This is a genomic window from Methylobacterium nonmethylotrophicum (assembly GCF_004745635.1).
GTDB classification, from domain to species: Bacteria; Pseudomonadota; Alphaproteobacteria; order Rhizobiales; family Beijerinckiaceae; genus Methylobacterium; species Methylobacterium nonmethylotrophicum.
The window spans coordinates 234,019-258,335 of record NZ_SRLB01000006.1; the positions used below are offsets into that span (position 1 = coordinate 234,019).

A 24,317-nucleotide genomic window follows, 5' to 3' on the forward strand; every position below is an offset into this window, starting at 1 on the left:
CCGCCGTGCCGTCTCCCCGCCTGCGCTTCGCCCCGAGCCCGAACGGGCGCCTGCATCTCGGCCACGCCTGCTCGGCCCTCCTCAACGCCGAGATCGCCCGGGCGCTGCAGGGCGAGCTGCTCCTGCGCATCGAGGACATCGACCCGGTGCGCTGCCGGCCGGAGCTGACCGAGGGGCTGGTCGCCGACCTCGCCTGGCTCGGCCTGACCTTCCCGGAGCCGGTCTGGCGCCAGTCGGCCCGGATGTCCACCTACCGCGCCGCCCTCGACTCCTTGCGGGCGCGGGGCCTCGTCTATCCCTGCACCTGCACCCGACGGGAAATTCTCGCTGCCGCCGGCGCAGCCCGCGACCCGAACGGCGCGGGCGCAGCCCGCGACCCGGACGGTGCTCCGCTCTATCCCGGCACCTGCCGCGGCCGGCCGGTGCCGGACGCGCCCTACGCCTGGCGCCTCGACATGGCGCGGGCGCTGGAGGCCTGCCGGGGCCCGTTCTCCTACACCGCCTTCGTCCCGGGCGAGCCCGACGCGGTCCGCGCAGCGGATCCGGCCCGCTGGGGCGACGCGGTGCTCGGCCGCAAGGACATCCCGACGAGCTACCATCTTGCGGTGGTGCTCGACGACGCCGCGCAAGGCATCACCCACGTGGTCCGCGGCCAGGACCTCGAGGCCGCCACCGACCTCCACGTCCTGCTCCAGCGCCTCCTCGGCCTGCCCACGCCGCGCTACCACCATCACGGGCTGATCCGGGACGAGGCCGGCGAGAAGCTGTCGAAGAGCCTGCGCTCCGAGGCGCTGGCGGCCTTGCGCGAGCGGGGGGTGAGCGCGGCGGAGGTGCGGGCACGGCTGGGGTTCGGCGATGCCCGACAAGATCGGGCGCGGGATCCCCTCTCCCACACGGGAGAGGGGAGACGCGCCTCATCTTTCCCCGGACAGCCCTGCCGCCCACGGTGAGAGGCGATGCGTATCGCCGTTGTGTGAATCTGCGGGCTCCCCCTGGGAGCCACCCGCCAGCCCTTGCAACCCGGCCCCTCTGCGTACGATCCTGCCGCCCAAACGGGAGGCACGCCCTTGTCGCTCAGCTTCGGAATCCTCGTCTTCCCGCAGGTCCAGCAGCTCGATCTCACCGGACCCTACGAGGTCTTCGCCTCGGTGCCGGAGAGTGCCGTCCACCTGATCTGGAAGGACGGCGAGCCGGTGCGCTCGGCCACCGGCATCCCTTTCGTGCCGACCGCGACCTTCGCGACCTGCCCGCCCCTCGACGTGCTCTGCATTCCCGGCGGGGCCGGGGTGAACCCGCTCCTCGAGGACGAGGCGGTGCTGGACTTCGTGCGGGCGCGGGCCTCCGAGGTCCGCTACCTCACCTCGGTCTGCACCGGGGCGCTGGTGCTCGGCGCCGCCGGGCTGCTCGCGGGAAAGCGGGCGACGACGCACTGGTACGCGCACGACTTCCTCTCCCGCTTCGGTGCCGTGCCGGTCGAGGGGCGGGTGGTGCGCGACGGCACCCTGATCACCGCCGGCGGCGTGACCTCGGGCATCGATTTCGGGCTCGCCGTGGTGGCCGAGCTTCTGGGCCGCGAGGAGGCCGAGACGGTCCAGCTCGCGCTCGAATACGCGCCCGCCCCGCCCTTCGGCGCAGGCACCCCGGCCGAGGCGCCGGCGGCGGTGGTGGAGCGTGCGAAGAAGCGGCTCGCCGGCTCGCGGGCGGCGCGCGAGGCGATCATCGGGCGGATCACCGAGGGGTCTGCTTGATGGGCCGCTGCCGAGCCACAATCTCCCGGTCATCCCGGATCCTCGCCTTCGACGCGCCCCGGGAAGAACGTCGAGTGGTGTCGATGGAAGTGGCTGACTGAACGTCTGGACCGAAGAAGCGCAGGGATCTCCCGCCCTCAGCGCATCGCCTCGCGCTGCGCCAGCGTGGTCGGCGCGCCCGACTTCTGGATCAGCCCGTCGATCTGGTCGCGCTGGCGGCGGAACTCGGCGAGGAGCCGCCCGTCGAGCTCGCGGCCGCGGGGGACGCGGATCTTCATCGGGTCCACGAAGTGGCCGTTGATGATCACCTCGTAGTGCAGGTGCGCGCCGGTCGAGAGGCCGGTCGAGCCGACATAGCCGATGATCTGGCCCTGGCGCGCCTTGGCGCCGGCGGTGATGCCGCGGCCGAACCGCGACATGTGGTTGTAGGTGGTGACGTAGCCGTTGGCGTGCTGCAGCTCGACCCGGCGGCCGTAGCCCGAATCCCACTCCGCCTTGATGACCGTGCCGTTGCCGGCGGCGAAGATCGGCGTGCCGATGCGGATCGACCAGTCGACACCGGTATGGAGCTTGGCGTAGCCGAGCACCGGGTGGCGGCGGTAGCCGAAGCCGGAGCTCATGTTGCCGTCGGCCACCGGCTTGCGCAGCAGGAACTTCTTGAGCGAGCGGCCGGCCTCGTCGAGGTAGTCGATGCCGCCGTCGTCGGGCGACTGGAAGCGGTAGATCCGCCGCGCCTCGCCGCCGAGGTTGAGCGCCGCGAACAGGATGTCGGGCCGCTCGGCCGAGCCGCCGGATTCCTCGTCGTAGGTGTAGAACAGCTCGATGCCGTCGCCGCTCGAGACGCGACGCTGGAAGTCGACGTCGTAGCCGAAGATCCGCACCAGATCCTCCACCGTCGAGCGCGGCAGGTCGTGGCGGGCCGCGGTCTCGTAGAGGCTGGCATAGAGGCGCGCGCCGGTGCCCTCCTCGTCGTCTTCCCCGGCCTCCGGCTTCGGTGCCGGCTTCTGGGCGGTGCCCTCCGGCACCGGCGGGGCCACCGACACGAAGGCGCCGCGGTCGTTCATCGCGGCGATCGCCTCGACGCCGGACTCGCCGTAGAGGATCACCCGGGTGAGCTGGCGCGGGTCGCCGGCCCGCGGGCCGGGGCCGATCTGGAGCCGCATCTGCTGGCCCTCGCCGATGGTGCCGGCCCGGACCCGGGCGCCGAGCGCCGCCAGGATCGGGCGGACCTGCTCGTCGAGGCCGCCATTGGCCCGGAGCACGCCCTCGAGGGTCTCGCCGCGCTTGATCGCGACGTCGCGCTCCTCGACGAGCGGTGCGTCCCGCTCCCGCTCGATCTTGGGAAGATCGGTGACGTTCTCGCGCATCACCCGGACCTCGATCGACTTGAACGGGCCGGACGATCCGCCGAAATCGCCGCCGCCATCGAGCCCCGGCAGAGCCGTCATGCTGCGCAGCGTCCGCGAGAGCATCAGCTGGGGGGCGATCGGCAGCGCCGCGCGGCGGCCCGCCTCGGCGGCGAGCCGCCGCTCCTCCTCGATCTGCGCCGCCACGTCCTCGTCCGAGAGGGCAGGGGCGCCGGCCGGGACCGCGAGGTCGCCGAGATCGCGCTTGACGACCGACACCTCCGCGTCCGGCGCCTCGGCGGCGGCCGCCTGGGGCTCCGGCGCCCGGTCGTTGCCCGGGTCGGCGAAGAAGCGCATCGGATCGAAGCTCGGGATGTCGGTCGCCGCCATCCCGGCGGTGGTCGAGAGCGCGGTGGCGATCCGCACGAAGGGCCTGACCTTGATGATCTCGCGCTCGCCCGCCCGCAGGGTCACCGGGGCCTTGAAGCTCTGCTTGGCGAGCGCCACCATCGGGTTGCGCACCAGCCGGTCGCCCTTGCGGGCGAGGTTGGTGCCGCCCTCGCTGGCGACCGGCCGGGGCGCCACCGCCACCGCCTGGGGCAGCTCCGCGAAGGTGATCTCGCCCTGCAGCGAGACCCAGATCGCCGAGCCGATCAGGGCGGCGCCGGTCATGCCGGTGAGCACGCAGGCCGCGAGCCAGCGCAGGTTGACGTCGCGCCTGTCGGAGGTGGGAGAGGCGGTGCCCGTGACGTCGAGCGGCGGCTCGCGGCCCGAATCGGCGGATCGGCCGCGGGGCGCCTGCTGGGATCCGACCGGGTCGAGGCGGGCGCGCTTCACCGTGTCTCCTTGGCCAGTTCCGGCGCCATGCCGTGTCCGGCGCCATGCGTGGGACGCCCGGCACCCCGGGGGACAGCGAAACGAGGCTCCGACCGCAGCGCGACCATGCGTGGCTCACGCACCGAAATCAACGGCGGTCGGGCCCTGCATCCCCAGTGGCTGTCCCGGGTCCGAACGTCGGCTGTCTCTCCGGCGCCAGCATGTCAGGATTGAGGCGTGCAGGCCCGGGATCCCGTCCGCTTCCGCCGTCGCCACGAGCCTGCCGTGATCCCTTTTGCCGCATGGCCGGGGGCGACGGCCGGGCCACCTTCCGGGCATCGGGCGGCGGCCCTCCGGTGCGTGCGCCAGGGCGTCCGGCCCCGCGGGGTTTCCCGTGAGCGCAGCGGTTTCCCCGGCCGCCCGAAATGCTCTACGGTTCCGCTGATCCTTCCGGGAGTTCTCCATGACGCGTCGCCACGCCGGTCTCGCCGCCGCCCTGCTGATCCTGTCCTCGCACGCCGCCCTCGCGCATCCCGGCCACGGCGACGCCGCCGGTCTCGCGCACGGCTTCGCCCACCCGCTGGGCGGGGCGGACCACCTGCTCGCCATGGTGGCGGTCGGCCTCTTGGCGGCGGCGCGCGGCGGGCGGGCGCTCTGGGCGGTGCCGCTGGCCTTCCTCGGCATGATGGCAATCGGCGGCGCCCTCGGGGCCGCCGGGGTCGTGCTGCCCTTCGTGGAGATCGGGATCGGGCTGTCGGTCGTGGCCTTCGGCCTCGCGGCGGCCGTCGGGGCCGGTCTGCCGCTCGCCGGCGCCGTCGCCCTCGTCGGCCTGTTCGCGGTGTTCCACGGCCACGCCCACGGCGCCGAGATGCCCGACACGGCCTCCGGCCTCGCCTATGGCCTCGGCTTCCTGGCGGCGACCGCGCTCCTGCACCTGGCCGGCATCGGCGCCGGGCTGGCAGCGGGCCGGATCGGCCGCGGCCGGGCGGTTCCGTTCGCGGGCGCGGCGGTGGCGCTCGCGGGCGTGGCGGTGCTGGCCCGGGCGGTCTGAGGACGTCTTGGGCGCCGGAGCCCTCTGCGGCTCCGGCGCGACGCGGTTCAGCCCGGATTGATCGCGGTCGCGAGCCAGCAGGCCGACCCGAGACGCACCGGGTTTCGTGAGGGCATCGCGGCCCGGACCGCCGCCACGGCCCGGTCCCGCAGATCCGCGTCGTCGAGCTCGCGCAGGAGCCCGGCGATCGGACCGACCGTCACCGCGAAGCGCGTCGCGGCCTCGGCATCGCGCCCGATCTCGAGCAGGCGATCGACGGGGGTGACCGCGATTTTCGAGAAACCCGTCTGCGCGAGCAGAGCTGCCAGCCCGTCCCGGTCCGCGAACCGAAACGGCCCGGGACTGCCCGGCACCGGCGGCGCAGGCGGCGGGACGACGGTGAGCACCGCGTCGCGCGGCACGCTCACCCAGTCATTCTCCGGGAGCGCGCGCCAGCACAGGATGGCGAGGCGGCCCCCTGGCCGCAGGCCGCGCCGGATGTTGGCGAAGGCCGCCCGCGACTCGTCGAAGAACATCACCCCGAAGCGCGACAAGGCGAGGTCGTGCCCGGGCGCGAAGGCGTGGACCTGCGCGTCGGCCTCGACCCAGGTGATCGGCGCGCCCTTGGTCGGCCGCTCCCGCGCCCGCTCCAGCATCGGACGGGACACGTCCACCCCGGTGACCGCGCCCTCCGGCCCGAGCCGCTCGGCCGCCAGCAGCGCGGTCTCGCCGCAGCCGCAGCCGATATCGAGCACCCTCTCGCCGGGACGAAGGGCTGCCCCGTCCAGCAGGGCGGCGGTCAGGGGCGCGAAGACACGGTCGAGCTCCGTCTGCATGCCAACCCAGCGCGCACCGACGTCGCCGTTCCAGTACTCCGTCTGGGAGATCGGTTCCGGCATCGGCGCACCCCTGTCCCGCCCGCGTCGGGCGCCAGATTAGGGCCGGGCGCCGGACGGGCAAGGGCCGCGGGTCGCGACCGGTCCGGGCTGCCTCAGGTCGCCCGGCTGCCCCGCGGGCGTCCCCGCCGTCCGGCGGGAGCGCCGGCCGGGGCAGCGTCGCCGCCCTCGGCGCCGCGCAGGCGCCGTCGGCCGAGACCGCTGTTCTTCGCCAGCTCGGAGCGCTGCGAGGCGTAGTTGGCGGCGACCATCGGGTAGTCGCGCGGCAGGCCCCACTTCTCGCGGTACTGGTCCGGCGTGAGGCCGCGGCCGGCGAGGTGGCGCTTGAGCGTCTTGTACGGCTTGCCGTCCTCGAGGGAGATGATGTGGTCGGGCGTGACCGTCCGGCGGATCGGGATCGGCGGCTCGGGCTTCGGCGCTTCGGGCGGGGGTGGCGCCATCAGCTGGGTCAGGGTCGAGTGTATGGCGCCGATCATCGGCGGCAGCTCGTTCGGCGGGACCGCGTTGTTGGCCACGTAGGCCGTGACGATGGCGGCGCAAAGATCGACGATCCGATCGCCCGAGCCGTTCTCCTCGACGTTCATCTCGCTCCCCCGTCTGCATTCGCATCGAAGAATGCATGATGACGTTCAAACGTCAAACAGACTGTGCGCTCTCGTGGGGTAATCCTGTGGACGTAACCGCTGTTCATCAGTCAATTGGGGCGGCCGGCGAGTAACTTATGTTTATGAAACGGGCTACGCTCTTGGGCGTAGGGAGGGTCTGTGACGGCAAAGACCCGCCGTGGCGCCGCCGCGGCCCGGTCCGGGAAGGCCGGCGGCAGGATCGCGTTCGCGTCGGCTTTCGGCCCCCGGACAGGCGACACCAGCCCCTGGGCCGCCGGATTGCTCCGGCTCTTGGCGCAGTCAGCCGAAGGATGTCGGCCCTGCCAGGGCTGGTTGGCCGCCCTGCGGCAGTCGAGCGATGGTCGGCATGCGTGAGGTCTTCGACCAGGAAAACAGCGATGTTCTCCGACGACGAGCGAAAGCCGGATTGGTTGAGCGGGACGCTTGAAGCCGATCGCGGAGGCGCCCGGCATTTCCGTCGATTGCTTGCTTTCGAGTCGTCACCGCCGTGACGATCCGCGTCAAGGGAGCAGAGGAGGACGCGGAGGTGTCCCTGGCCGCCGCGGCGCCGGCCGGTTCAGGCACGGGATGCCCCGCCGCGGGTCGAGGGCGACGCGCCGGTTTCTTGCGTGTGGAACACGAGGTGACGGTGCCGCTTTGCCAACGGGTCGGGAGCTCGCAGGCAGTGGACGGTGAGCATGCAGGAATACGGAGCCTCGTTCGGCCTCGGGGTCGTCGCCGGGATGCGCAGCATGGCGGCCTGCGCCGCCCTGACATGGGCCGCCTCGCAGGGGCGTACGCGCGGTGACGTCATCCCCGCCGGGCCGGGCGCTCGGACGCTCGCCACGGCGGCCGCTGTGGCCGAGATGGCCGGGGACAAGATGCCGTTCGCGCCCGATCGGCGCATCCCGGCCTCCTTCGCCTTCCGGCTGGCCATCGGCGCCGTCGGAGGCTGGGCCCTGGCCGGGCGGCGCGCGACGCCGGCATACGGCGCGCTGGCCGGGGTCGCGGGGGCGGTCGCCGGCACGCTCCTCGGGCGGGCCGCGCGGGGTGGGGACTCGCATTCGGCGGAAGGCCGCATCCGCGGCCTCGCCGAGGACGCGGTCGCGGCCGGTCTCGCCGTGCTGGTGGTCATGTCCGCGGACCCCGAGCGGCACCGAGGGGCGCCACGCTAAGCATCATTCCGCCGGTGGCGAACGACCGCTGCCGAAGTGGTACCGGTTCGGCGGCGAACCGAAGGACCGCGCCAGCGACAATGTTGCAAAAACAAGAGCCCCGGCAGAATTGCGCCATGCAATTCCGCTGAGACGCGTCGAACCGGAGCGTCATGCGATCGAGGACGTTTTCGCGAGAGCCGTCAGTGGTCGGAGTGGCAGGATTTGAACCTGCGACCCCCACGTCCCGAACGTGGTGCGCTACCAGACTGGGCTACACTCCGACGCGCCCGAAGGCGTAGGCTCGTACTCTCATACCATCTGCTGAAAATGCTTGATGGTCTCGGGAAGACACAGGCTCGCGAGAGCGCTGGTCGGAGTGGCAGGATTTGAACCTGCGACCCCCACGTCCCGAACGTGGTGCGCTACCAGACTGCGCTACACTCCGAACGGCCGGCCGCCGGCCGACGACGGGGCTTATAGCGAGGGCATCCGGGGGCCGCAAGGCCGTTCCTGCGCGATGGCCGAGTTTCTTGAGGCCCGGCCGTTGCCGGTCTTCGTGGCCCGGGCCGGCGGGCGCGGCGCTCGGGCCTTCACACCGGAACGGGGGACGGGTCTGGGAAGACCATCTTGCGCGATCCACCCCCGCACCCCATTGTCGCTGCGCAAACAGGCGGGACCGGCGGGGTGGCGGATGGCGAGCCGGGTGGTGGCGTGAGCGAGGACGACAAGGCCGGGATGCCGGAGCCGGGAGTGTCGCACTCCGCGGAGGCGCCGTCATTGGCGCATCTGAAGTCGGCGGTGATCCGCGAGCCGGGCCTCGACGACCGCGGCAGCGTGTTCTTCGCCGCGATCGAGATGACCCGGATGCCGATGATCCTGACCGATCCGCGGCAGACCGACAACCCGATCGTGTTCGCCAACCGGGCGTTCCAGGATCTTACAGGTTACACCGAGGCCGAGCTCGTCGGCCGCAACTGCCGCTTCCTGCAGGGGCCGGAGACCAGCCGCGAGACCGTGCGCGAGCTGCGCGACGCCGTGGCCGAGCGCCGGGCGATCGCGACCGAGATCCTCAACTACAAGCGCGACGGCTCGCCGTTCTGGAACGGCATCTTCATCGGCCCGGTCTTCGACGAGGCCGGGGAGATCGTCTACTTCTTCGCCTCGCAGCTCGACGTGACCCGGCGCCGGGTGTCGGAGCAGGCGTTCCGGCAGGCGCAGAAGATGGAGGCGATCGGCCAGCTCACCGCCGGCCTCGCCCACGACTTCAACAACCTGCTGCAGGTCGTGACCGGCAACCTGGAACTGGCGCGCAATTCCGTCACCAGCGAGCGGGCGCAGCGCCAGCTCGCCAACGCCGCCGGGGCGGCGGAGCGCGGCGCGAAGCTGACGAAGCAGCTCCTCTCCTTCGCCCGCAAGGCGCGGCTCGAGCCGCGCTCCCTCAACCTGAACGCGCTGGTGCTCGCCTTCGCCGAGGTGGCGGAGAGCACGCTCGGCAGCGCCGTCTCGGTGCGCCTCGACCTCACGCCGCGGCTGCCGGCGGTCACGCTCGACCGCACCAACCTCGAGATGGCGCTGCTCAACGTGCTGATCAACGCCCGCGACGCGATGCCGGCGGGCGGCACGGTGACGATCTCGACCGCCTCGCTCCAGCTCAACGGCGAGGGCCGGGCCCGCAGCCTGCCGCCCGGCACCTACGTGGCCTTGCGGGTGCGCGACGAGGGGGAGGGGATGCCGCCCCACGTCGCCGAGCGCGCGACCGAGCCGTTCTTCTCGACCAAGGGCCCCGGCAAGGGCACCGGCCTCGGCCTCGCCATGGCGCACGGCTTCCTGCAGCAATCCCGCGGCCGGCTGGAGATCGAGAGCCGGCCCGGCAGCGGCACCACCATCACGATGCTGTTTCCCGCCGGCACCGGCGCCCCCTCCGAGGAGGAGCCCGCCGAGCAGAGGGCGGTCCTGCGGCGGGGCGACGAGACGGTCCTGGTGGTCGAGGACAGCGACGACGTGCGCGCGCTCGCCCGCGAGTATCTGGAGAGCCTCGGCTACCAGGTGCTGGCCGCCCGCGACGGCGACGAGGCCCTGCGCATCCTCGAGCGCGAGGAGCGGATCGACCTGCTCTTCTCCGACATCGTGATGCCCGGCAGCCTCAACGGGCTGACCCTGGCGGAGCGGGCGCAGAGCCGTCGGCCGGACCTGCCGGTGCTGCTGACCACCGGCTACAACGAGGACCTGGTGGCCGACGGCCCCGCGACCCCGACCATGGACGTGCTCGGCAAGCCCTACCGCAAGGCCGAGCTCGCCGACCGGATCCGCGCCGCCCTCGACCGCGGCGCCAGGGCGATGCCGGCCCCGGGCGAGCCGCATCACGGCTGAGCGGATCGATCGGTCAAGCCGGGGAAGCGGGCCTGTCGTCACGTCGGTGACATGCGCCTCGCGCAAGAACGGCCGCGCTCATTGTCCCGCGAGGATTCCATGCCGCGCCGTTCCCTGCTCGCCGCCGCCTTCCTGCTGTCGGCCGCCCCCGCCGCTCTCGCCCAGACCTCTCCGGCTCCGCAGGCCTATCCCGCCACGCTCGCGGGCCACGCCGTGCTGCCGGCCGAGAGCTTCGTCGCGATCCCGGAGGACGCGCCGAAGGACCTCGCGACCCCCGGCAAGTTCACCACCGGCCGGCGGGTCGAGGCGGTCGGCACCGTCGAGGTCCAGTCGATGGGCCGCCCGACCAGCCTGAGGCTCCCGCTCAAGGGTCAGCCGCTCCAGGGCCATTCGGGCATCAAGCGCGTGGCGGACGGCACCTACTGGGTGCTGACCGACAACGGCTTCGGCGCCAAGGCGAACTCGCCCGACGCGATGCTCTACCTCAACCACTACCGGATCGACTTCGACAAGGGCGGCGTCGAGCGCCTGGAAACGATCTTCCTGCGCGATCCCGACAGGAAGGTGCCGTTCCGCATCGCCAACGAGGCGACCGAGAGCCGCTACCTCACCGGCAGCGACTTCGACCCCGAGAGCGTCCAGTTCGTCGGCGACCAGATCTGGATCGGCGAGGAGTTCGGCCCGTTCCTGATCAAGGCCGACCGCACCGGCAGGGTCGAGGCGGTGGTCGAGACCCTGGCGTCGGGCAAGCCGGTCCGCTCCCCCGACAACCCGGCGGTGACGACCCCGGCGATGCCGGGCGGCGCGGTGGCGTTCAACGCCCGCCGCTCGAAGGGCTTCGAAGGCATGGCGGCCTCGCCGGACGGCAGCCGGCTCTACGCCCTCCTCGAAGGCCCGCTCTGGGACGCGGACGCCAAGGCCTTCGAGACCCGCGACGGCCGCGAGGTGCTGCGCATCCTCGAATTCGACACCAAGGCGGAGACATGGACCGGCCGCTCCTGGCTCTACCCCCTGGAGGCCAACGGCAACGCCATCGGCGACTTCAACCTCGTGGACGCCACGACCGGCCTGATCATCGAGCGCGACGACGGCGAGGGCACCGCCGACCGGGCCTGCCCGGCCGGCCAGAAGGGCAACGACTGCTTCTCGGTCCCGGCGAAGTTCAAGCGTGTCTACAAGGTCGAGCTGACCGACGCCAACCAGGGCGGTCCCGTTCGCAAGATCGGCTACATCGACCTGATGCGCATCGCCGACCCGGCCAAGAAGGCCCGCAAGCCGCTCACCGACGGCGCGCTCGCCTTCCCGTTCTTCACGATCGAGAACGTCGACAAGGTGGATGACACCCACATCATCGTCGGCAACGACAACAACCTGCCGTTCTCCGCGAGCCGCGACCCGCACCAAGTCGACGACAACGAGTTCGTGCTCCTGGAGGTGGGGGATTTCCTGAAGGCGAAGTGACGGCCGTGCCCCGCATCTCGGCCGAGATGCGGGGTGCTCGGCGGATGCTGCCTTCGCCGGAGCCCTTGTTCGATCTACTCCTGCAGATTTGCCACCCGCCGGGTCATTCCGGGGCCGCGCAGCGGAGCCCGGAATCCAGAAACACAGGTGAGGAGGAATGAGACGGAACGCGATCCGTCATTTTCTGATCATCTTGCGCTTCTGGATTCCGGGCTCCGCTGCGCGGCCCCGGAATGACGTGGCAGGAATCAACTCCGTCGAAGGAGCAAAGCTGGATCTCTCACCGCTTCGCCTTGTTCGCCTCGCGAAACAGCTGCCACTCCTCGACGACGCGCCCGTCCGGCAGGTGGCAATAGCCGGCCTCGCCTTTGGAACCTTTTCGGATCTCGAGGCGCCCGCCGATGGAGGCGCAATAGGCAGAGGCGGGGTTTCCGAGGGCCCAGGCCTGTGGAATGCCGACGACCACGAGCATTGCGGCGGCAAGCAACGACTTCACGATCCTCTCCTCCCCGGAAACCGCGGAAGGATAGGCGAGCGCGATGAACCGGCGGTGACGTAGGATCGCCCGCCGGTCTGGTGCTTCAGTGACCCCCGCCCAGATACGCCGCCCGCACCTGCGGATCGTCGCGCAGCTGCGCCGCCGGGCCCTGGAAGCGGATGCGGCCGTTCTCCAGAACGTAGGCGTGGTCGGCGACGCCGAGCGCCGCCATGGCGAACTGCTCGACGAGGAGCATCGTCACCTGCTCCTCCTTGAGGCGGCGGATGATCCGGAAGACCTCCTCCACCAGCTTCGGCGCGAGGCCCATCGACGGTTCGTCGAGGAGCAGGATTTCGGGTCGCAGCATCAGGGCCCGGCCCATGGCGAGCATCTGCTGCTCGCCGCCCGACAGCGTCCCGGCGAGCTGGGTGCGGCGCTCGCGCAGGCGCGGGAACAGGGTGTAGGCCCGTTCCCGGTCGGCGTTGACGTCGCCCTTCGGCCGCGATCCGGTGAGGCGCGGGAAGGCGCCGAGCGTCAGGTTGTCCTCGACCGAGAGGGTCGGGAAGACCCGCCGCCCCTCGGGGGAGTGGGCAAGCCCGGTGCGGGCCACGTCGTGGCTCTCCAGGCCGCCGATCTCGCGCCCGTTGAGCTTGATCGAGCCGGCGCGCGGCTTGATCATGCCGGAGAGCGCCCGCATCGTGGTGGTCTTGCCGGCGCCGTTGGAGCCGATCAGGGTGACGACCTGGCCCTTCGGCACCGTGAAGGTGAGGCCGTGCAGGACCTCGATCTGGCCGTAGCCGGCCGACAGGCCGCTGACGTCGAGCATCTCTCTACTCCGCGGCGTCGGCAACCGGGCTGCCGAGATAGGCTTCGATGACCTTGGGGTCGGACTGGACCTCGCGGGCGCCGCCCTCCGCGATCTTGTGGCCGAAATCGAGCACGCTGACACGATCACACAGGCCCATCACCACGTCCATGTGGTGCTCGATCAGGATCACCGTGATGCCGGCGTCGCGGATCTTGCGGATGATGACCGTGAGCTCGGCGATGTCGGGCGCGGTCAGGCCGGCGGCCGGCTCGTCGAGGAGGAGCAGGACGGGATCGAGCGCCAGCGCCCGGCCGATCTCGAGGAGCCGCTGCTTGCCGTAGGGCAGGTTGCGGGCCTCGACCTGGGCGAGGGACCCGAGGCCGACGAAGTCGAGGATCGCCATGGCGCGGGCCCGCGCCTCCCGCTCCTCGCGCCGGCGCCGCGGCGTTCCCAGGATCGCGTCGAACAGCGTGCCCTGGAAGCTGTGGTGCAGCCCGACGAGCACGTTCTCCAGTGCCGTCATCTCGCGGAAGAGCTGGACGTTCTGGAAGGTGCGGGCGACGCCCGACAGGGCGATCTCGGAGGGCGTGCGGCCGTCCAGGCGCTTGCCAGGGGAACCATTGGCGGCCTCCGTGCCGGCCGCGAGCGTGACCCCGCCGGCGGTCGGCTTGTAGATGCCGGTGAGCACGTTCATCATCGTGCTCTTGCCCGAGCCGTTCGGCCCGATGAGGCCGTGGATCGTGCCCGGCCGCACCGCCAGGTCGACCTCGTTGAGGGCCTTGAGGCCGCCGAACTGCATCACCGCCTTCTCGACCTGGAGCAGCGGGTCCGCGCCGGAGCGGCCGCCCTGGCGGATCAGCGCCTCGCCGGAGGCCGACAGCGCCTGCGTCGCTCCCGTATGGGCCGGGCGCAGGAAGGGCAGCTTCTCCCGCAGGAAGCCGACGATGCCGTCCGGCAGATAGTAGACCACGAACAGGATCATCAGGCCGAAGACGGTGAGGCGGAAGTCGGTCACCGATTCCATCGCCAGCGTCGCCGGGAAGAAGGCGAGGCAGAGCGCGCCGGGGATGAGCAGCGTCATCCGGTTGTCCTGGCGGCGCAGGAAGGCGAGGCCGACCACGACGACCGCGAGGCCCGCGATGATCCCGGCCATGATCCGCACGAGGCCGATATCCGCCAGGATGTTCGGCATCATCACGATGATGGCGGCGCCGATCAGCGGGCCGGAGCGCGACTTGCGCCCGCCCATGGTGACGGCGAGGAGGAACAGGACCGTCAGCTCGAAGCCGTAGGAGTTCGGCGCGACGTAGCGCTCCGACCAGGCGAACAGCGCGCCGGCGAGGCCCGCCAGCGCCGCGGAGATCACGAAGGCGTAGACCTTGTAGCGGTAGACGCTGACGCCCATGCAGTCGCAGGCGATCGGCGAATCGCGCAGGGCCTCGAAGGCGCGGCCGAAGGGCGAGCGCACCACCCGGTTGACCACCAGGATGGTCAGGAGCAGGCAGGCGCAGACGAGATAGTAGAATTCGAGCCGGCGGCCCGCCGCGCCCCAGGGGGCCTGCATGCCGATGAGCGAGAAGTCGAGGACGCGGGCCGGCGGCAGGGTGATGCCGAGCGGTCCGTTGGTCAGCTCCGTCATCTCGTTGATGAAGATCTGGATGATGGTGCCGAAGGCGAGCGTCACCATGGCGAGGTAGGGCCCGCTGACCCGGAGTGCCGGAATCGCCAGCAAGAGCCCGAAGGCGGCGGTGACGCCGATGCCGGCGAGCAGGCCCACCCAGAGCCCGAGCTTGAACTTGAGGAAGAGCACCGCGGCCGCGTAGGCGCCGACGCCGAACAGGCCGGCATGGCCCAGCGAGACCTGGCCGGTATAGCCGACCACGATGTCGAGCCCGAGGATCAGGATCGCGTAGATCGCGATCACCACCAGCAGGTGGATGTAGTAGGTGCTGGTGACGACGTGCGGGAAGGCCGCCAGGAAGACGACGAGGCACACGGCCCCGAGGAGGCCGACGAAGCGGCCGAGCCCGGCTTGAGGCACCGGCGGAGCGGTTTGCCGGGCCAGCGCCGGCGCGGAGGCGGACTGCGCCATGATCGTGAGGAACCTTAGGAGAAGCGGGAGCGACGAAGGCCGCTCCCGCGTTCCGGGAGCGGCGCGAAACGGATCAGACCTTCTTGATCACGGCCTTGCCGAACAGGCCGACCGGGCGCACCGCCAGCACGGCGAGGAGCAGGATCAGGCCGGGCACGTCCTTGTAGCCGGTCGAGATGTAGAAGCCGGTGAGCGTCTCGGCGACGCCGAGGATCAGCCCGCCGACGATCACGCCGAGGCCCGATTCGAGGCCGCCGATGATCGCGACCGCGAAGGCCTTGAGCGCCAGCACCGAGCCCATCGTGGCGCCGGTGAGCGTGACGGGGGCGACGAGCACGCCCGCGAAGGCCGCCGTCATGGCGCTGATCGAGTAGGACAGGGTGATGACCTTCTGGGTGTTGATGCCCATCAGGCCGGCGGCGTCGATGTCGTTCGAGGTCGCCACCACCGCCTTGCCCCAGATCGAGCGGCGGTTGAACAGCTCGACCGCCAGCATCATCAGGAGCGCGCCGGCGACGATCATCAGCTCCATCGGCAGCACCCGGACGCCCCCGAAGGTCAGGGCGGTCTCCGGCAGCGGCGAGGGGAACTTCAGGTCGTCGCGGCCCCAGATGTTCTCGGCGACGTTCTTGAAGATGATCCCGAGCGCGATGGTGGCCATGATCCACCCGTACTCGGACTTGATCTTGACCGCCGGGCGCACGCCGAGGCGCTCGACCACGGCGCCGAGCGCGAAGCCGAAGACGAGGACGAGCGGCAGCATCAGCCAGTAGCCGGTGAACGGCACCAGGGTGAGGCCGAACAGGGCCCCCAGCATCAGGGCCTCGCCCTGGCCGAAATTCAGGGTCTTCGATGTCGCGAAGGTGAGCTGGTAGCCGAAGGCGATCGCGGCGTAGATCATGCCGACGGCGATGCCGCTCGCCACCAGCTGAAGGAAGATTTGCATGACCGGACTCGTCTCGACGTAAAGGGGCCCCGCAGGAACAGCGGGGCCCCGGTCTCAAGGCTCAGTTCGAGGCCTTCTCCTTGACGCGGACGACGCCGGCATTCTTGGCGTCCTCCTCCTTGGCGTAGACGATCTTGCCGTCCTGCACCTTGCCGAACACCACCATGTTGCGGGTGATGGCGTTGTGGTCCTTCGGCGTGAACGGCTTGTCGTAGGTGGTGACCACGCCCTCGACCTTGGTCTTCAGGTCCTCGAGCGCCGCGCGCACCTTCGGGCCCTCGGTCGAGCCGGCCTGCTTGATCGCGGCGGCCAGCAGGTAGACCGAGTCGTAGCCTTGCGCGCCCGCCACCGGGGTCGGGATCTTGTTGACCTTGAAGGAGCTGTAATAGCCCTCGAGGAAGGACTTGCGGCGGGGCAGCGTCTTATCCTCGATGAAGGTCTGGGGCATGATCACGCCGTTGCCGTTCGCCCCGGCGATGTCGATGAAGCTCTGCATCGAGGCCGGCCACGAGGTGATCATCGGCACCTTCCAGCCGAGCTTGGCCATGCCGTTGGCGATCTGGGCCAGCTCCGGGCCGATGCCGTAGGCCAGGATCACGTCCGCGCCCGCCGCCTGCGACTTCAGCAGCTGGGGCGTCATGTCGACGTCCTTGATGTTGAACTTCTCCACCGCGACCGGCTTGACGCCCTTGGCCTTGAGGTACTTCTCCAGGTCCTCGCGGCCGAGCTGGCCGTAATTGGTCGAGTCGGCCAGGATCGCGATCTTCTTGAAGCCCTGGGCGATCGCCTCGTCGGCCATCATGCCGGCCTGCAGCACGTCGTAGGCCGAGGTGCGGAAGACGTAGTTCGAATCGTAGTCCGGCGGGTTGAACTGGTTGGTGATGATCGTGCCGGTGGCCACGTTGTTGATCACCGGGATCTCGGCTTCCTGGTAGAAGCGCTGGGCGGCGAGCGCCACGCCGGTGTTGATGAAGCCGAGGGTGGCGACCACCTTCTCCTTGTTGATCAGCTCCTGGGCGACCTGGGCGCCGACCTCGTTCTTGGCCTCGTCGTCGCGCTCGACGAGCTGGATCTGGCGCCCGAGCACGCCGCCGCTCTTGTTGATCTCCTCGGCGGCGAGCCGCACGCCGTCGCGCATCGACACGCCCATCGACGAGGAGCCGCCGGTATAGGGGCCGGTCACGCCGATCTTGATCGGGTCGGCCGCGTAGGCCGGGACCGCGAAGGCGGTCGCGCAGGCGAGCGCCGCGGCGAGCGCGGTCAGGGATGAGCGCATCTGGATTCCTCCGGGCACCGTTTCTTGCCGTCCCGGCCTTCGCGGCCGGGCTTCGGGGTGCCGGATAGAACCCAAAGTGGCAGCGCTTGTCGAGCGCGTCTTTCGATCTAGAGAGACGGGCGTGAGCGGGGGCAGAGTGCTGAGAGGCAGTTCGATACGGCGGGGCGAGTCGAGAGTGTGATCCTTGATGGATCTCCGCGCCATCCCGGGGCCCGGCGCGGCCGGGAACCCGGGATCCTTGAAGGCTGACGCTGGAGGAGGACTTGGACCGCGGTCCGGATTCTCCTGCATCGTCGGCGTTCGCGAATACCGGGTCCTCGGCTGCACTGCCCCGGGATGATGTCGCGAGTACCGGATCCGGCGATCAACTTGCGGGAGGGGACCAGGCGAGCGCGCGCCCGGCGCCCCTCACTCCTTCGCGGGCTCGTCCTTGCCGGGCACCTGCGTGATGCCGCCGATCACCCGTACCGGGCGATTGCCCTCGGGCGGGGTCTTCCAGCCGCCGTCGGCGGACTTCGCCTCCGGGGCCTTGGGCGCGGCGGCGTCGGCGGCCTTGGTCTCCGGCTTCGGGGCGGGCTCGGCCTTCGGTGCCAGGGGCGGTACCAAGGCGGCCGGGGTCTCGGGTTTCTCGGGCGGCTTGGTGCGGGCCGCAGTTTTGCGGGGCGCCTCGGGCTTCGGGCCCTCGTGCGTGGTCTCGCGGCGCGGGCCGGCGCCGCCGCGGGCGGCCGGGCTGTCGGGGTTGAGGCCGAGGGGGTTCGGTCCGGCGGCGCTCGGCGCGCGGGCGGCGGCGGAGGGCGCCTGGACCGGGGGCAGGGCCTGCGGCAGCGGCCGGGCCGCGACGCGGCGCTCCTCGGGGCGGAGATCGGCCGGCGGCAGCGGCTCGCCCCGGGAGAGCGGCATCGGCGGCGGGTAGGGTCCGCCCACGCGGGGGCCGTCGTCGCGGGAGCCGCGCTCGCGCAGGATCCCGTCCCGCGGCGCCGGCGGGCGGATGTCGGCCTCGGTCCAGCCGAAGCCCGGGCGGCGGCCGCCGGGGATCGTGCCGGGGGGAATCAGCGGCGCCTCCAGGCGCTCGCGGTCGAGGATGCGGCCGGAGCGGGCATCGACGACGAGCTGCACCCGGTTGCCCCACGGGCTGTCGGCCTCGACCCGGTAGGTCTCGCCGTCGAAGCGCGGATGGCTCATGCCCGAATAGCCGGCACGGCCGAGGCGGACGATCACCGCCCGGGGCGGCAGGATCGCGTCGACCTCGTCCTCCTCGATGAAGACCCGGTAGCCCTGCGCCTGCGCGGGCCTGGTCAGCGACGCGCTGGCGATGAGCGTGGCGGCGAGCGCGGCGAGGAGTGCCGCGCCCGTCACGGACCGCGTACCCGTCTTCGACGGCAGTGCAGTCATCGTCCCGCATTCCCTTGTTTCCGGGGTCGTGCCGGGCGTGCAGCCCCGCATTCCCCTCGTGCTCGGACAAGAAACCGTTAACCGCGGGAATGAGGCGGGATTGCGGGAGCGCTGCCGTGGCAAGGCCTTCGGCGGCATCGTCTTTCGGCTAAGGGATGGCGTGAGCGCCCGCTCGCCCCGGAGGACACCCTCATGCCACGCCGTCTCGCCACCCTCCTCGTCGCCCTCGCGCCCTGCGCCGCCCTCGCGCAGGAGCGGCTGCCGACGATTCCGCCGGCCCAGTACAGCCCGGAGCAGAAGCAGGCCTCGGAGGCGTTCGAGGCCGCCCGCAAGGTGCCGGTCTTCGGGCCGTTCGAGCCCCTGATGCACTCGCCGGAGGTGATGACCCTGGCGCGCTCCATGGGCGATTACCTGCGCTACAAGCCGAAGATCGGCACCACGCTCTCCGAGCTGGTCATCCTGGTCAATGCCCGCCACTGGACGCAGGACTACGAGTGGTACGTCCACGCGCCGATCGCCCGGAAGGTCGGGATCGCCCCCGAGACCATCGCGGCGATCCGCGACGGCCGCCGCCCGGCCGGCCTGCCGGAGGACCAGGAGGCGGCCTACGACTTCACCAGCGAGCTCCTGCAGAACAAGCGGGTCTCGGACGCGACCTTCGCGCGGGCTGAAAAGCTCTTCGGCAAGCCGGGCGTCGTCGACCTGACGGCGGTGAGCGGCTACTACACGTTCCTGGCGATGGAGCTCAACGTCGCCCGCTATCCCCTGCCGAAGGACGGGACGCCGCTGCCGCGGCTGCCGGACTAGCCCCCCGCCCGCCGGGCGAGCCGGTGGGTCACGGCGAACGCGGCGTGAGCCTGAGGCCGCGGCACGCCGCCTGCCCGCGGCACCGGACGGCTCACGCGGACAACGCCGCCGGCCGCTCGCCCGGCACGCACAGGGCCGCGAAGTCCTCGGGCGGCATCGGCCGGCCGAACAGGTAGCCCTGCGCCTCCTTGCAGCCCTTCGCCCGCAGGCGCCCGCACATCGCCTCGGTCTCGACGCCCTCGGCGATCACCCCGAGGCCGAGGCTGTGGCCGAGGCTCAGCACCGACCGCACGATCGCCCGGTCCTGGCTCGACACCTCCATGCCCTGCACGAACGAGCGGTCGATCTTCAGCCGTGTGAGCGGGAAGCGCTTGAGAAGGCTGAGGGAGGCGTAGCCGGTGCCGTAATCGTCGAAGGCGAGCCCGATGCCGAGGTCGCGGAGCGCGCGGAGCGGGGCGATCAGGGCCTCGTCGTGCTGCAGGATGATGGTCTCGGTGATCTCGAGCTCGAGGGCGGAGCCCGGCAGGCCGGTTTCGGCGAGGGCGGCCCGGACCTCGTCGACGAGGCTCGCGGCGTGGAACTGCGCGCCGAACAGGTTGACGCCGACGCGCAGGTCCGGGGCGCCGGCCGCGCGCCAGGCGGCGGCCTGGGCGCAGGCCTCGCGCAGCACCCAGCGGCCGACCGGGGCGGCGAGGGGGCTGGCCTCGAGCGGCGCCAGGAACGCGGCCGGGGCGAGGAGCCCGAGCTGCGGGTGGCGCCAGCGGATCAGCGCCTCGGCGCCGACGATCCGGCGGGTCCGCAGGCAGACCTGCGGCTGGTAGAACAGCGCGAACTCCCCCGCCGCGAGCGCCTGCGGCAATTCCTGCTGGCGCGCGGTCCAGACCAGGGTGGCCTCGCGCATCGCCGGCGTGAACAGGCGGTGGCAGTGCCGCCCGGCGCGCTTGGCCTCGTAGAGCGCCATGTCGGCGCAGGCGAGGAGCGCGTCGCTGAGCGGCCCGTGCAGGGGGCTCAGCGCGATGCCGATGCTCGCCCCGAGATGGATGCTCCGATCGCCGAGCGGGAACGGCTCGGACAGGCCGTGCAGGAGCGCCTCGGCGACCGCGATCGCCGCCGCGGCGTCGCCGCAGCCCGGCAGCAGCACCGCGAATTCGTCCCCGCCCATCCGGGCGACGAGGCCGTCGACGATGTCATGCCGCGCGATGCAGGCGGCCAGGCGCGCGCCGGCCTGCCGGATCAGGTCGTCGCCGGCCTCGTGGCCCAGCGTGTCGTTGATCGTCTTGAAGCCGTCGAGGTCGATCATCAGGGCGGCCGCCGCAGCGCGGTCGGGCGCCTCGGCGACCTGCGCCATCGCCCGGGCGAGGCCCCGGCGGTTGCTCATCCCGGTCAGGCCGTCGGTCTCGGCCTGCCGGCGCAGGGTCGCGATCAGGCGGGCGCGCTCGCCCATCCGCTCTTCCAGCACCGCGAGCCCGTCGAACAGCCGCCGGATCTCGGTGATGCGCAGGGCCGGCGCGCCGCCTGGCGGCGGCCGGATCCCGGGCGGCAGGGCCGTGCCCTGCGACAGGGCCACCACGGTCTCCCGCGCGACCAGCAGCGGCCGCAGCACCGAGGCGCGCAGCGATTGCAGCAGGACGGCCAGCAGGGACAGGACCGTGACCGTGCCGCAGGCCACCGCCACGAGGCGCGCGCGCACGGCGTCGCGCTCGGCCGCGAAGCCCTCGACCATGCCGGCGAGGTAGCGGTCGCGCAGGGCCTCGACCGGCTTCAGGGTCGGCACGTAGCGGTGGGTGAGCGCGTCGGCCCCGAGCGTGTAGCGGCCCGAGACCTGCCCCTCGGCGATCGCCGCCGTGATCAGGCCGAGCCCGCCCTCCACGAAGGTCGTCTCGACCTCGCGCAGGAGCCCTTCGAGGGGCTGGCCGGGCCCGAAGGCGGACTGCCCGCGCAGCAGCCGCATGAGCTCGAGGATGCGGCCCCGCATCTGCACCGCCTCGGCGACCCGCTCCGGCGTGAGGGGCTGGCGCACCGCGACGGCCGGGATGATGGCCGAGCCGATCCGGCCGCCATATTCGCGCAGGTCGCTCACCACGTGGCCGATCAGGCCCGCGCCGACAAGGGCCGGATCGGCCCGGCCGATCTCGCGGATCTCCCAGGCGACGGCGTCCTGGAAGATGTCCACCACGGCGATCATCCGGGCGACCGCGGCCCCGACATCCTCCAGGCGCCGCTCGGCGGGCGGCAGCCCGGCCACCCGGTCGACGTCCCGCCGCGCCGCGTCGAGCTGCGCGGCCGTCGCCTCCAGGAACCGGGCGGGCACCTCCGGCGCCCCGGCGGACCGGGCCGGAGCGACGAGCCCCGCCAGGGCCCCGTCGCTCGCCGCCCGGAACGCCGCGAGCCGCGCCTGCGCCGCCGGATCGCTGCCGGGCGCGATCGCCATCAGGACGTTCGAGGGTCCGCGCTCGGCCGAGAGGCGGTTGGCCGCCTCGAGGATCTGGCGCAGCCGGCTGATGCGCATCAGGTTGTGCTGGCCGTCGCGGTAGGCGGCGATCGACGGCGCGACCACGATCGCAGTCAGGGCCAGGAGGCCGGCCGCGATCAGGAAAGCCGCGCCCCGCAGCCGGCGCTCGAGCCTGAGCTCCTGCCCGCGCCGCCCGCTTCCGTCCTGTCCGGAGGTCGCGGACCGCGTCGGTGTAAGGTGATGCACGATGAGCCTCGAAAACCAGCCGGCAGGATGCGCGGGCACGCACACACCGTCGTCACGGGCTAAATCGGAATCATTGCGGAATGCTTAGTCTGTAAGGCCTTGGCTCGGTAAAAGCCGTAGATGAGAGGCGCGAAATCAACTTACGGTTATATCGACCAGAGCTGCGGCGAGGCGGCGGATGCCCGCCCGGATGGCGACGGGCTCGTTGCCGGCAAAGCCCAGCACCAGCCCGGCCCGGTCCGGCCGCGATGCCGGGCTGTGGTAGAGCGGGGCGAGCGGGTAGACGCCAATGCCGGCCGCACGGGCGAGCGCCACCATCTCGGCCTCGCGGCTGGCCGGCACGTCCGGAAACCAGGCGACGAGGTGCAGCCCTGCCGCTTCGCCCTCGACGCGCACCCGCGTGCCGAAGCTCTCGTCGAGGGAGGAGAGGAGCGCGGCCCGCCGCGCCGCGTTGCGGCGCCGGGCCTGGCGCAGGTGGCGCTCGTAGGCGCCCTCGGTGAGGAGCCGGGCCAGGGCGGCCTGCTCGAGCCCCGGCGCCTGCCGGTCGGCCAGGCGCTTGGCCTGCGCGAAGGCCTCGGCGAGGGACGGCGGCACCACGAGGTAGCCGAGGCGCAGCTGCGGCGACAGGGTCTTGGAGACCGTGCCGGCATAGACGACGCGGCCGGTCCGGTCGAGGCTCAGCAGCGACTCCACCGGTCTCGCGTCGAAGCGGTACTCGCTGTCGTAATCGTCCTCGATGATCGTCGCGCCGGTCGCCTCTGCCCAGGCCAGCAGGGCCTGCCGGCGGGCGACCGGCAGGACGCCGCCGAGCGGGAACTGGTGCGACGGCGTGACGTAGGCGAGCCGCGCCGGGCCGAGGCCGGGCAGGGCCTCGGTCCGCAAGCCCTCGGCATCGACCGCGGCGGGCACGATCGTAGCGCCGGCGGCCGCGAAGACCCGCCGCGCCGCGCCGTAGCCCGGCTCCTCCATGACCACGCGGTCGCCCGGATCGACCAGGAGGCGGGCGCAGAGGTCAATGCCCTGCTGCGAGCCGTTGACCACGAGGATCTGGTCGAGGGCGCAGCGCAGGCCGCGGGCGCGCCAGAGATAGGCCTGCAGGGCCGCGCGCAGCTCCGGCAGGCCGCGCGGGTCGCCGTAGCCGAGCCGGGCCGGCCGGCGCAGCAGCACGGCAGTGAGCGCACGGCGCCAGGCGAGGACCGGAAAGTCGATCCCCGAGAGTTCCCCGGTGCGGAAATCGACCGCCGGCCCCCCCGCCTCGCGCCAAGGCTCCGCGAGGAGGCGCTGGCCGAAGGCGGAGAGGCGTGGCGGCGGTGCCGGGCCGGCCGCGACGGGCGCGGGCACCGGCCGCAGGCCGGCCGCGACCCGTGCCCGGCTGCCCTGCCGCGTCTCGAGATAGCCCTCGGCGTGGAGCTGGTCATAGGCCGCGGTGACGGTGGTGCGGGAGACGCCGAGCTCGGCGGCGAGCGCCCGGGTCGAGGGCAGGGCGGCGCCCGGCGGATAGGTGCCGTCCGCGATCTGCGCCTTCAGCGCGGCGCCGATCTGCGCGCTGACCGGCATCTGGCGGGCGGGGATCCGGGCGTGACGGTGAGCATCCAAACTGGCCTGGCCCTTTCGGCCTGAACTGGACGTCCAGCATGGGCCAGTTTCGGGCAAAGAACCAGTGCCCCGCCGCGCCTGCCCTGCGTGATCGTTTGGAGGAGACCGCCGATGTACATCCCGCCCGCCTTCCGCGCGGCCGACGAGGCCGCGATGCACGCGGTGATGCGGGACGCACCGCTGGCGAGCCTCGTCACCGCGACGGCGGCCGGGCTCCTTTGCACGCCGCTGCCGCTCTGCCTCGAGCCGGGCGAGGGCGAGCGCGGCGTGCTCTACGGCCATCTCGCCCGGGCCAACCCGCACTGGCGCGCGCCCGCCGAGGGCGACACCCTGGCGATCTTCTCCGGGCCCGACGCCTACGTGACGCCGTCCTGGTACGCGACCAAGCGCGAGACCGGGAAGGTCGTCCCGACCTGGAACTACGTCGCGGTGCATGCCTACGGGCCGGCGGAGTTCTTCGACGATCCGGCGCGGCTCCTGGCCGTCGTCACCCGGCTCACCGCGCGGCACGAGGGCGGCCGACCGGCGCCCTGGGCGGTCGCCGACGCGCCGGCGGATTTCGTCGCCGCGCAGCTGCGCGGCATCGTCGGATTGCGGCTCCCGATCACGCGCCTGGAGGGCAAGCGCAAGATGAGCCAGAACCGCGACGCGGCGGACCGCGCCGGCGTCGCGGCCGGGCTGGCGGCGGGCGACGCCGCCGAGCGCCGCGTCGCCGGGCTGATCCCGCTGGACTGACCGCCCGCTCGGATTTGCCGCCGGTACGAACCTTGCTCCAATTCGGCTCGTGCGCGATCC

Annotated in this window: 19 protein-coding genes and 2 tRNA genes; 8 read left to right on the top strand and 13 right to left on the bottom strand. The window is 72.1% G+C overall.

Annotated elements, in window-relative coordinates:
• Window positions 1-5: 5 nt before the first annotated feature.
• Both gluQRS and EU555_RS09930 read left to right on the top strand, forming a co-directional pair.
• Window positions 6-950, top strand: a complete 945-nt coding sequence (gene gluQRS, locus EU555_RS09925; protein WP_135414492.1) for a tRNA glutamyl-Q(34) synthetase GluQRS — start codon at window positions 6-8, stop codon at window positions 948-950.
• 117 nt (window positions 951-1,067) lie between these two features.
• Window positions 1,068-1,748 carry a DJ-1/PfpI family protein gene (locus EU555_RS09930; protein ID WP_135414493.1) on the top strand — a complete coding sequence of 227 codons (681 nt, stop codon included), beginning with the start codon at window positions 1,068-1,070 and terminating at the stop codon, window positions 1,746-1,748.
• 137 nt (window positions 1,749-1,885) lie between these two features.
• On the opposite strand, the gene EU555_RS09935 is transcribed toward EU555_RS09930, so the two are convergent.
• Entirely contained in the window at window positions 1,886-3,931 is a 2,046-nt protein-coding gene (locus EU555_RS09935; protein ID WP_135414494.1) for a M23 family metallopeptidase, read from the bottom strand.
• A 442-nt stretch (window positions 3,932-4,373) separates the two neighbouring features.
• On the opposite strand from EU555_RS09935, the gene EU555_RS09940 reads away from it, so the two are divergent.
• Window positions 4,374-4,961 carry a HupE/UreJ family protein gene (locus tag EU555_RS09940; protein WP_135414495.1) on the top strand — a complete coding sequence of 196 codons (588 nt, stop codon included), beginning with the start codon at window positions 4,374-4,376 and terminating at the stop codon, window positions 4,959-4,961.
• Window positions 4,962-5,008: 47 nt separating this feature from the next.
• On the opposite strand, the gene EU555_RS09945 is transcribed toward EU555_RS09940, so the two are convergent.
• Both EU555_RS09945 and EU555_RS09950 read right to left on the bottom strand, forming a co-directional pair.
• Window positions 5,009-5,839, bottom strand: coding sequence for a class I SAM-dependent methyltransferase (locus EU555_RS09945; RefSeq protein ID WP_135414496.1), 831 nt, complete (start codon window positions 5,837-5,839; stop codon window positions 5,009-5,011).
• A gap of 92 nt (window positions 5,840-5,931) precedes the next feature.
• Window positions 5,932-6,420 (bottom strand): Ros/MucR family transcriptional regulator, encoded by a 489-nt coding sequence (locus EU555_RS09950; protein WP_135414497.1) that lies wholly within the window; start codon window positions 6,418-6,420, stop codon window positions 5,932-5,934.
• Between the two features lie 719 nt (window positions 6,421-7,139).
• On the opposite strand from EU555_RS09950, the gene EU555_RS09955 reads away from it, so the two are divergent.
• Complete coding sequence (locus EU555_RS09955) at window positions 7,140-7,616, top strand: hypothetical protein (protein ID WP_135414498.1); 477 nt, start codon at window positions 7,140-7,142, stop codon at window positions 7,614-7,616.
• A gap of 186 nt (window positions 7,617-7,802) precedes the next feature.
• On the opposite strand, the gene EU555_RS09960 is transcribed toward EU555_RS09955, so the two are convergent.
• Both EU555_RS09960 and EU555_RS09965 read right to left on the bottom strand, forming a co-directional pair.
• Window positions 7,803-7,879: transfer RNA gene (locus EU555_RS09960), tRNA-Pro, on the bottom strand.
• Window positions 7,880-7,966: 87 nt separating this feature from the next.
• Window positions 7,967-8,043, bottom strand: a tRNA-Pro gene (locus EU555_RS09965).
• Between the two features lie 290 nt (window positions 8,044-8,333).
• Between EU555_RS09965 and EU555_RS09970 the strand changes: the two genes are divergently transcribed.
• Window positions 8,334-9,968, top strand: coding sequence for a histidine kinase famiy protein (locus EU555_RS09970; protein WP_135414624.1), 1,635 nt, complete (start codon window positions 8,334-8,336; stop codon window positions 9,966-9,968).
• Window positions 9,969-10,067: 99 nt separating this feature from the next.
• Window positions 10,068-11,429: an esterase-like activity of phytase family protein gene (locus EU555_RS09975; RefSeq protein WP_135414499.1), complete on the top strand. Its 1,362-nt coding sequence runs from the start codon at window positions 10,068-10,070 to the stop codon at window positions 11,427-11,429.
• Between the two features lie 280 nt (window positions 11,430-11,709).
• On the opposite strand, the gene EU555_RS09980 is transcribed toward EU555_RS09975, so the two are convergent.
• The 6 genes from EU555_RS09980 to EU555_RS10005 form a co-directional block, all read right to left on the bottom strand.
• A complete protein-coding gene (locus tag EU555_RS09980; protein ID WP_245524227.1) occupies window positions 11,710-11,925 on the bottom strand; it encodes a putative hemolysin in 216 nt (71 codons plus the stop codon).
• 85 nt (window positions 11,926-12,010) lie between these two features.
• A complete protein-coding gene (locus tag EU555_RS09985; RefSeq protein WP_060848451.1) occupies window positions 12,011-12,733 on the bottom strand; it encodes an ABC transporter ATP-binding protein in 723 nt (240 codons plus the stop codon).
• 4 nt (window positions 12,734-12,737) lie between these two features.
• Window positions 12,738-14,807 carry a branched-chain amino acid ABC transporter ATP-binding protein/permease gene (locus tag EU555_RS09990; protein ID WP_135414500.1) on the bottom strand — a complete coding sequence of 690 codons (2,070 nt, stop codon included), beginning with the start codon at window positions 14,805-14,807 and terminating at the stop codon, window positions 12,738-12,740.
• A gap of 73 nt (window positions 14,808-14,880) precedes the next feature.
• A complete protein-coding gene (locus tag EU555_RS09995) occupies window positions 14,881-15,753 on the bottom strand; it encodes a branched-chain amino acid ABC transporter permease (RefSeq protein WP_135414501.1) in 873 nt (290 codons plus the stop codon).
• 61 nt (window positions 15,754-15,814) lie between these two features.
• Complete coding sequence (locus EU555_RS10000; protein ID WP_135414502.1) at window positions 15,815-17,029, bottom strand: ABC transporter substrate-binding protein; 1,215 nt, start codon at window positions 17,027-17,029, stop codon at window positions 15,815-15,817.
• A 408-nt stretch (window positions 17,030-17,437) separates the two neighbouring features.
• Window positions 17,438-18,421: a hypothetical protein gene (locus EU555_RS10005; protein WP_135414503.1), complete on the bottom strand. Its 984-nt coding sequence runs from the start codon at window positions 18,419-18,421 to the stop codon at window positions 17,438-17,440.
• 192 nt (window positions 18,422-18,613) lie between these two features.
• Here EU555_RS10005 and EU555_RS10010 point away from each other — a divergent pair, with 192 nt between their 5' ends.
• On the top strand, window positions 18,614-19,228 hold the full coding sequence (locus tag EU555_RS10010; protein WP_135414504.1) for a carboxymuconolactone decarboxylase family protein: 615 nt from the start codon (window positions 18,614-18,616) through the stop codon (window positions 19,226-19,228).
• A gap of 91 nt (window positions 19,229-19,319) precedes the next feature.
• Here EU555_RS10010 and EU555_RS10015 read toward each other — a convergent pair whose 3' ends face one another.
• Both EU555_RS10015 and pdxR read right to left on the bottom strand, forming a co-directional pair.
• Window positions 19,320-21,926: a putative bifunctional diguanylate cyclase/phosphodiesterase gene (locus EU555_RS10015; protein ID WP_135414505.1), complete on the bottom strand. Its 2,607-nt coding sequence runs from the start codon at window positions 21,924-21,926 to the stop codon at window positions 19,320-19,322.
• A 135-nt stretch (window positions 21,927-22,061) separates the two neighbouring features.
• A complete protein-coding gene (gene pdxR / locus EU555_RS10020) occupies window positions 22,062-23,483 on the bottom strand; it encodes a MocR-like pyridoxine biosynthesis transcription factor PdxR (protein WP_135414506.1) in 1,422 nt (473 codons plus the stop codon).
• A 150-nt stretch (window positions 23,484-23,633) separates the two neighbouring features.
• On the opposite strand from pdxR, the gene EU555_RS10025 reads away from it, so the two are divergent.
• Window positions 23,634-24,257, top strand: coding sequence for an FMN-binding negative transcriptional regulator (locus EU555_RS10025; RefSeq protein ID WP_135414507.1), 624 nt, complete (start codon window positions 23,634-23,636; stop codon window positions 24,255-24,257).
• Window positions 24,258-24,317: the final 60 nt, after the last annotated feature.

Excerpts from the sequence above, each read along its gene's own strand:
- EU555_RS10000 (WP_135414502.1), bottom strand. The coding sequence starts at position 17,029 with ATGCGCTCATCCCTGACCGCGCTCGCCGCGGCGCTCGCCTGCGCGACC.
- EU555_RS09945 (WP_135414496.1), bottom strand. The coding sequence starts at position 5,839 with ATGCCGGAACCGATCTCCCAGACGGAGTACTGGAACGGCGACGTCGGT.
- EU555_RS09995 (WP_135414501.1), bottom strand. The coding sequence starts at position 15,753 with ATGCAAATCTTCCTTCAGCTGGTGGCGAGCGGCATCGCCGTCGGCATG.
- EU555_RS09955 (WP_135414498.1), top strand. The coding sequence starts at position 7,140 with ATGCAGGAATACGGAGCCTCGTTCGGCCTCGGGGTCGTCGCCGGGATG.
- EU555_RS09985 (WP_060848451.1), bottom strand. The coding sequence starts at position 12,733 with ATGCTCGACGTCAGCGGCCTGTCGGCCGGCTACGGCCAGATCGAGGTC.
- EU555_RS09940 (WP_135414495.1), top strand. The coding sequence starts at position 4,374 with ATGACGCGTCGCCACGCCGGTCTCGCCGCCGCCCTGCTGATCCTGTCC.
- EU555_RS09950 (WP_135414497.1), bottom strand. The coding sequence starts at position 6,420 with ATGAACGTCGAGGAGAACGGCTCGGGCGATCGGATCGTCGATCTTTGC.
- EU555_RS10005 (WP_135414503.1), bottom strand. The coding sequence starts at position 18,421 with ATGACTGCACTGCCGTCGAAGACGGGTACGCGGTCCGTGACGGGCGCG.
- EU555_RS09975 (WP_135414499.1), top strand. The coding sequence starts at position 10,068 with ATGCCGCGCCGTTCCCTGCTCGCCGCCGCCTTCCTGCTGTCGGCCGCC.
- EU555_RS09970 (WP_135414624.1), top strand. The coding sequence starts at position 8,334 with ATGCCGGAGCCGGGAGTGTCGCACTCCGCGGAGGCGCCGTCATTGGCG.
- EU555_RS10025 (WP_135414507.1), top strand. The coding sequence starts at position 23,634 with ATGTACATCCCGCCCGCCTTCCGCGCGGCCGACGAGGCCGCGATGCAC.
- EU555_RS09990 (WP_135414500.1), bottom strand. The coding sequence starts at position 14,807 with ATGGCGCAGTCCGCCTCCGCGCCGGCGCTGGCCCGGCAAACCGCTCCG.
- pdxR (WP_135414506.1), bottom strand. The coding sequence starts at position 23,483 with ATGCCGGTCAGCGCGCAGATCGGCGCCGCGCTGAAGGCGCAGATCGCG.
- EU555_RS10010 (WP_135414504.1), top strand. The coding sequence starts at position 18,614 with ATGCCACGCCGTCTCGCCACCCTCCTCGTCGCCCTCGCGCCCTGCGCC.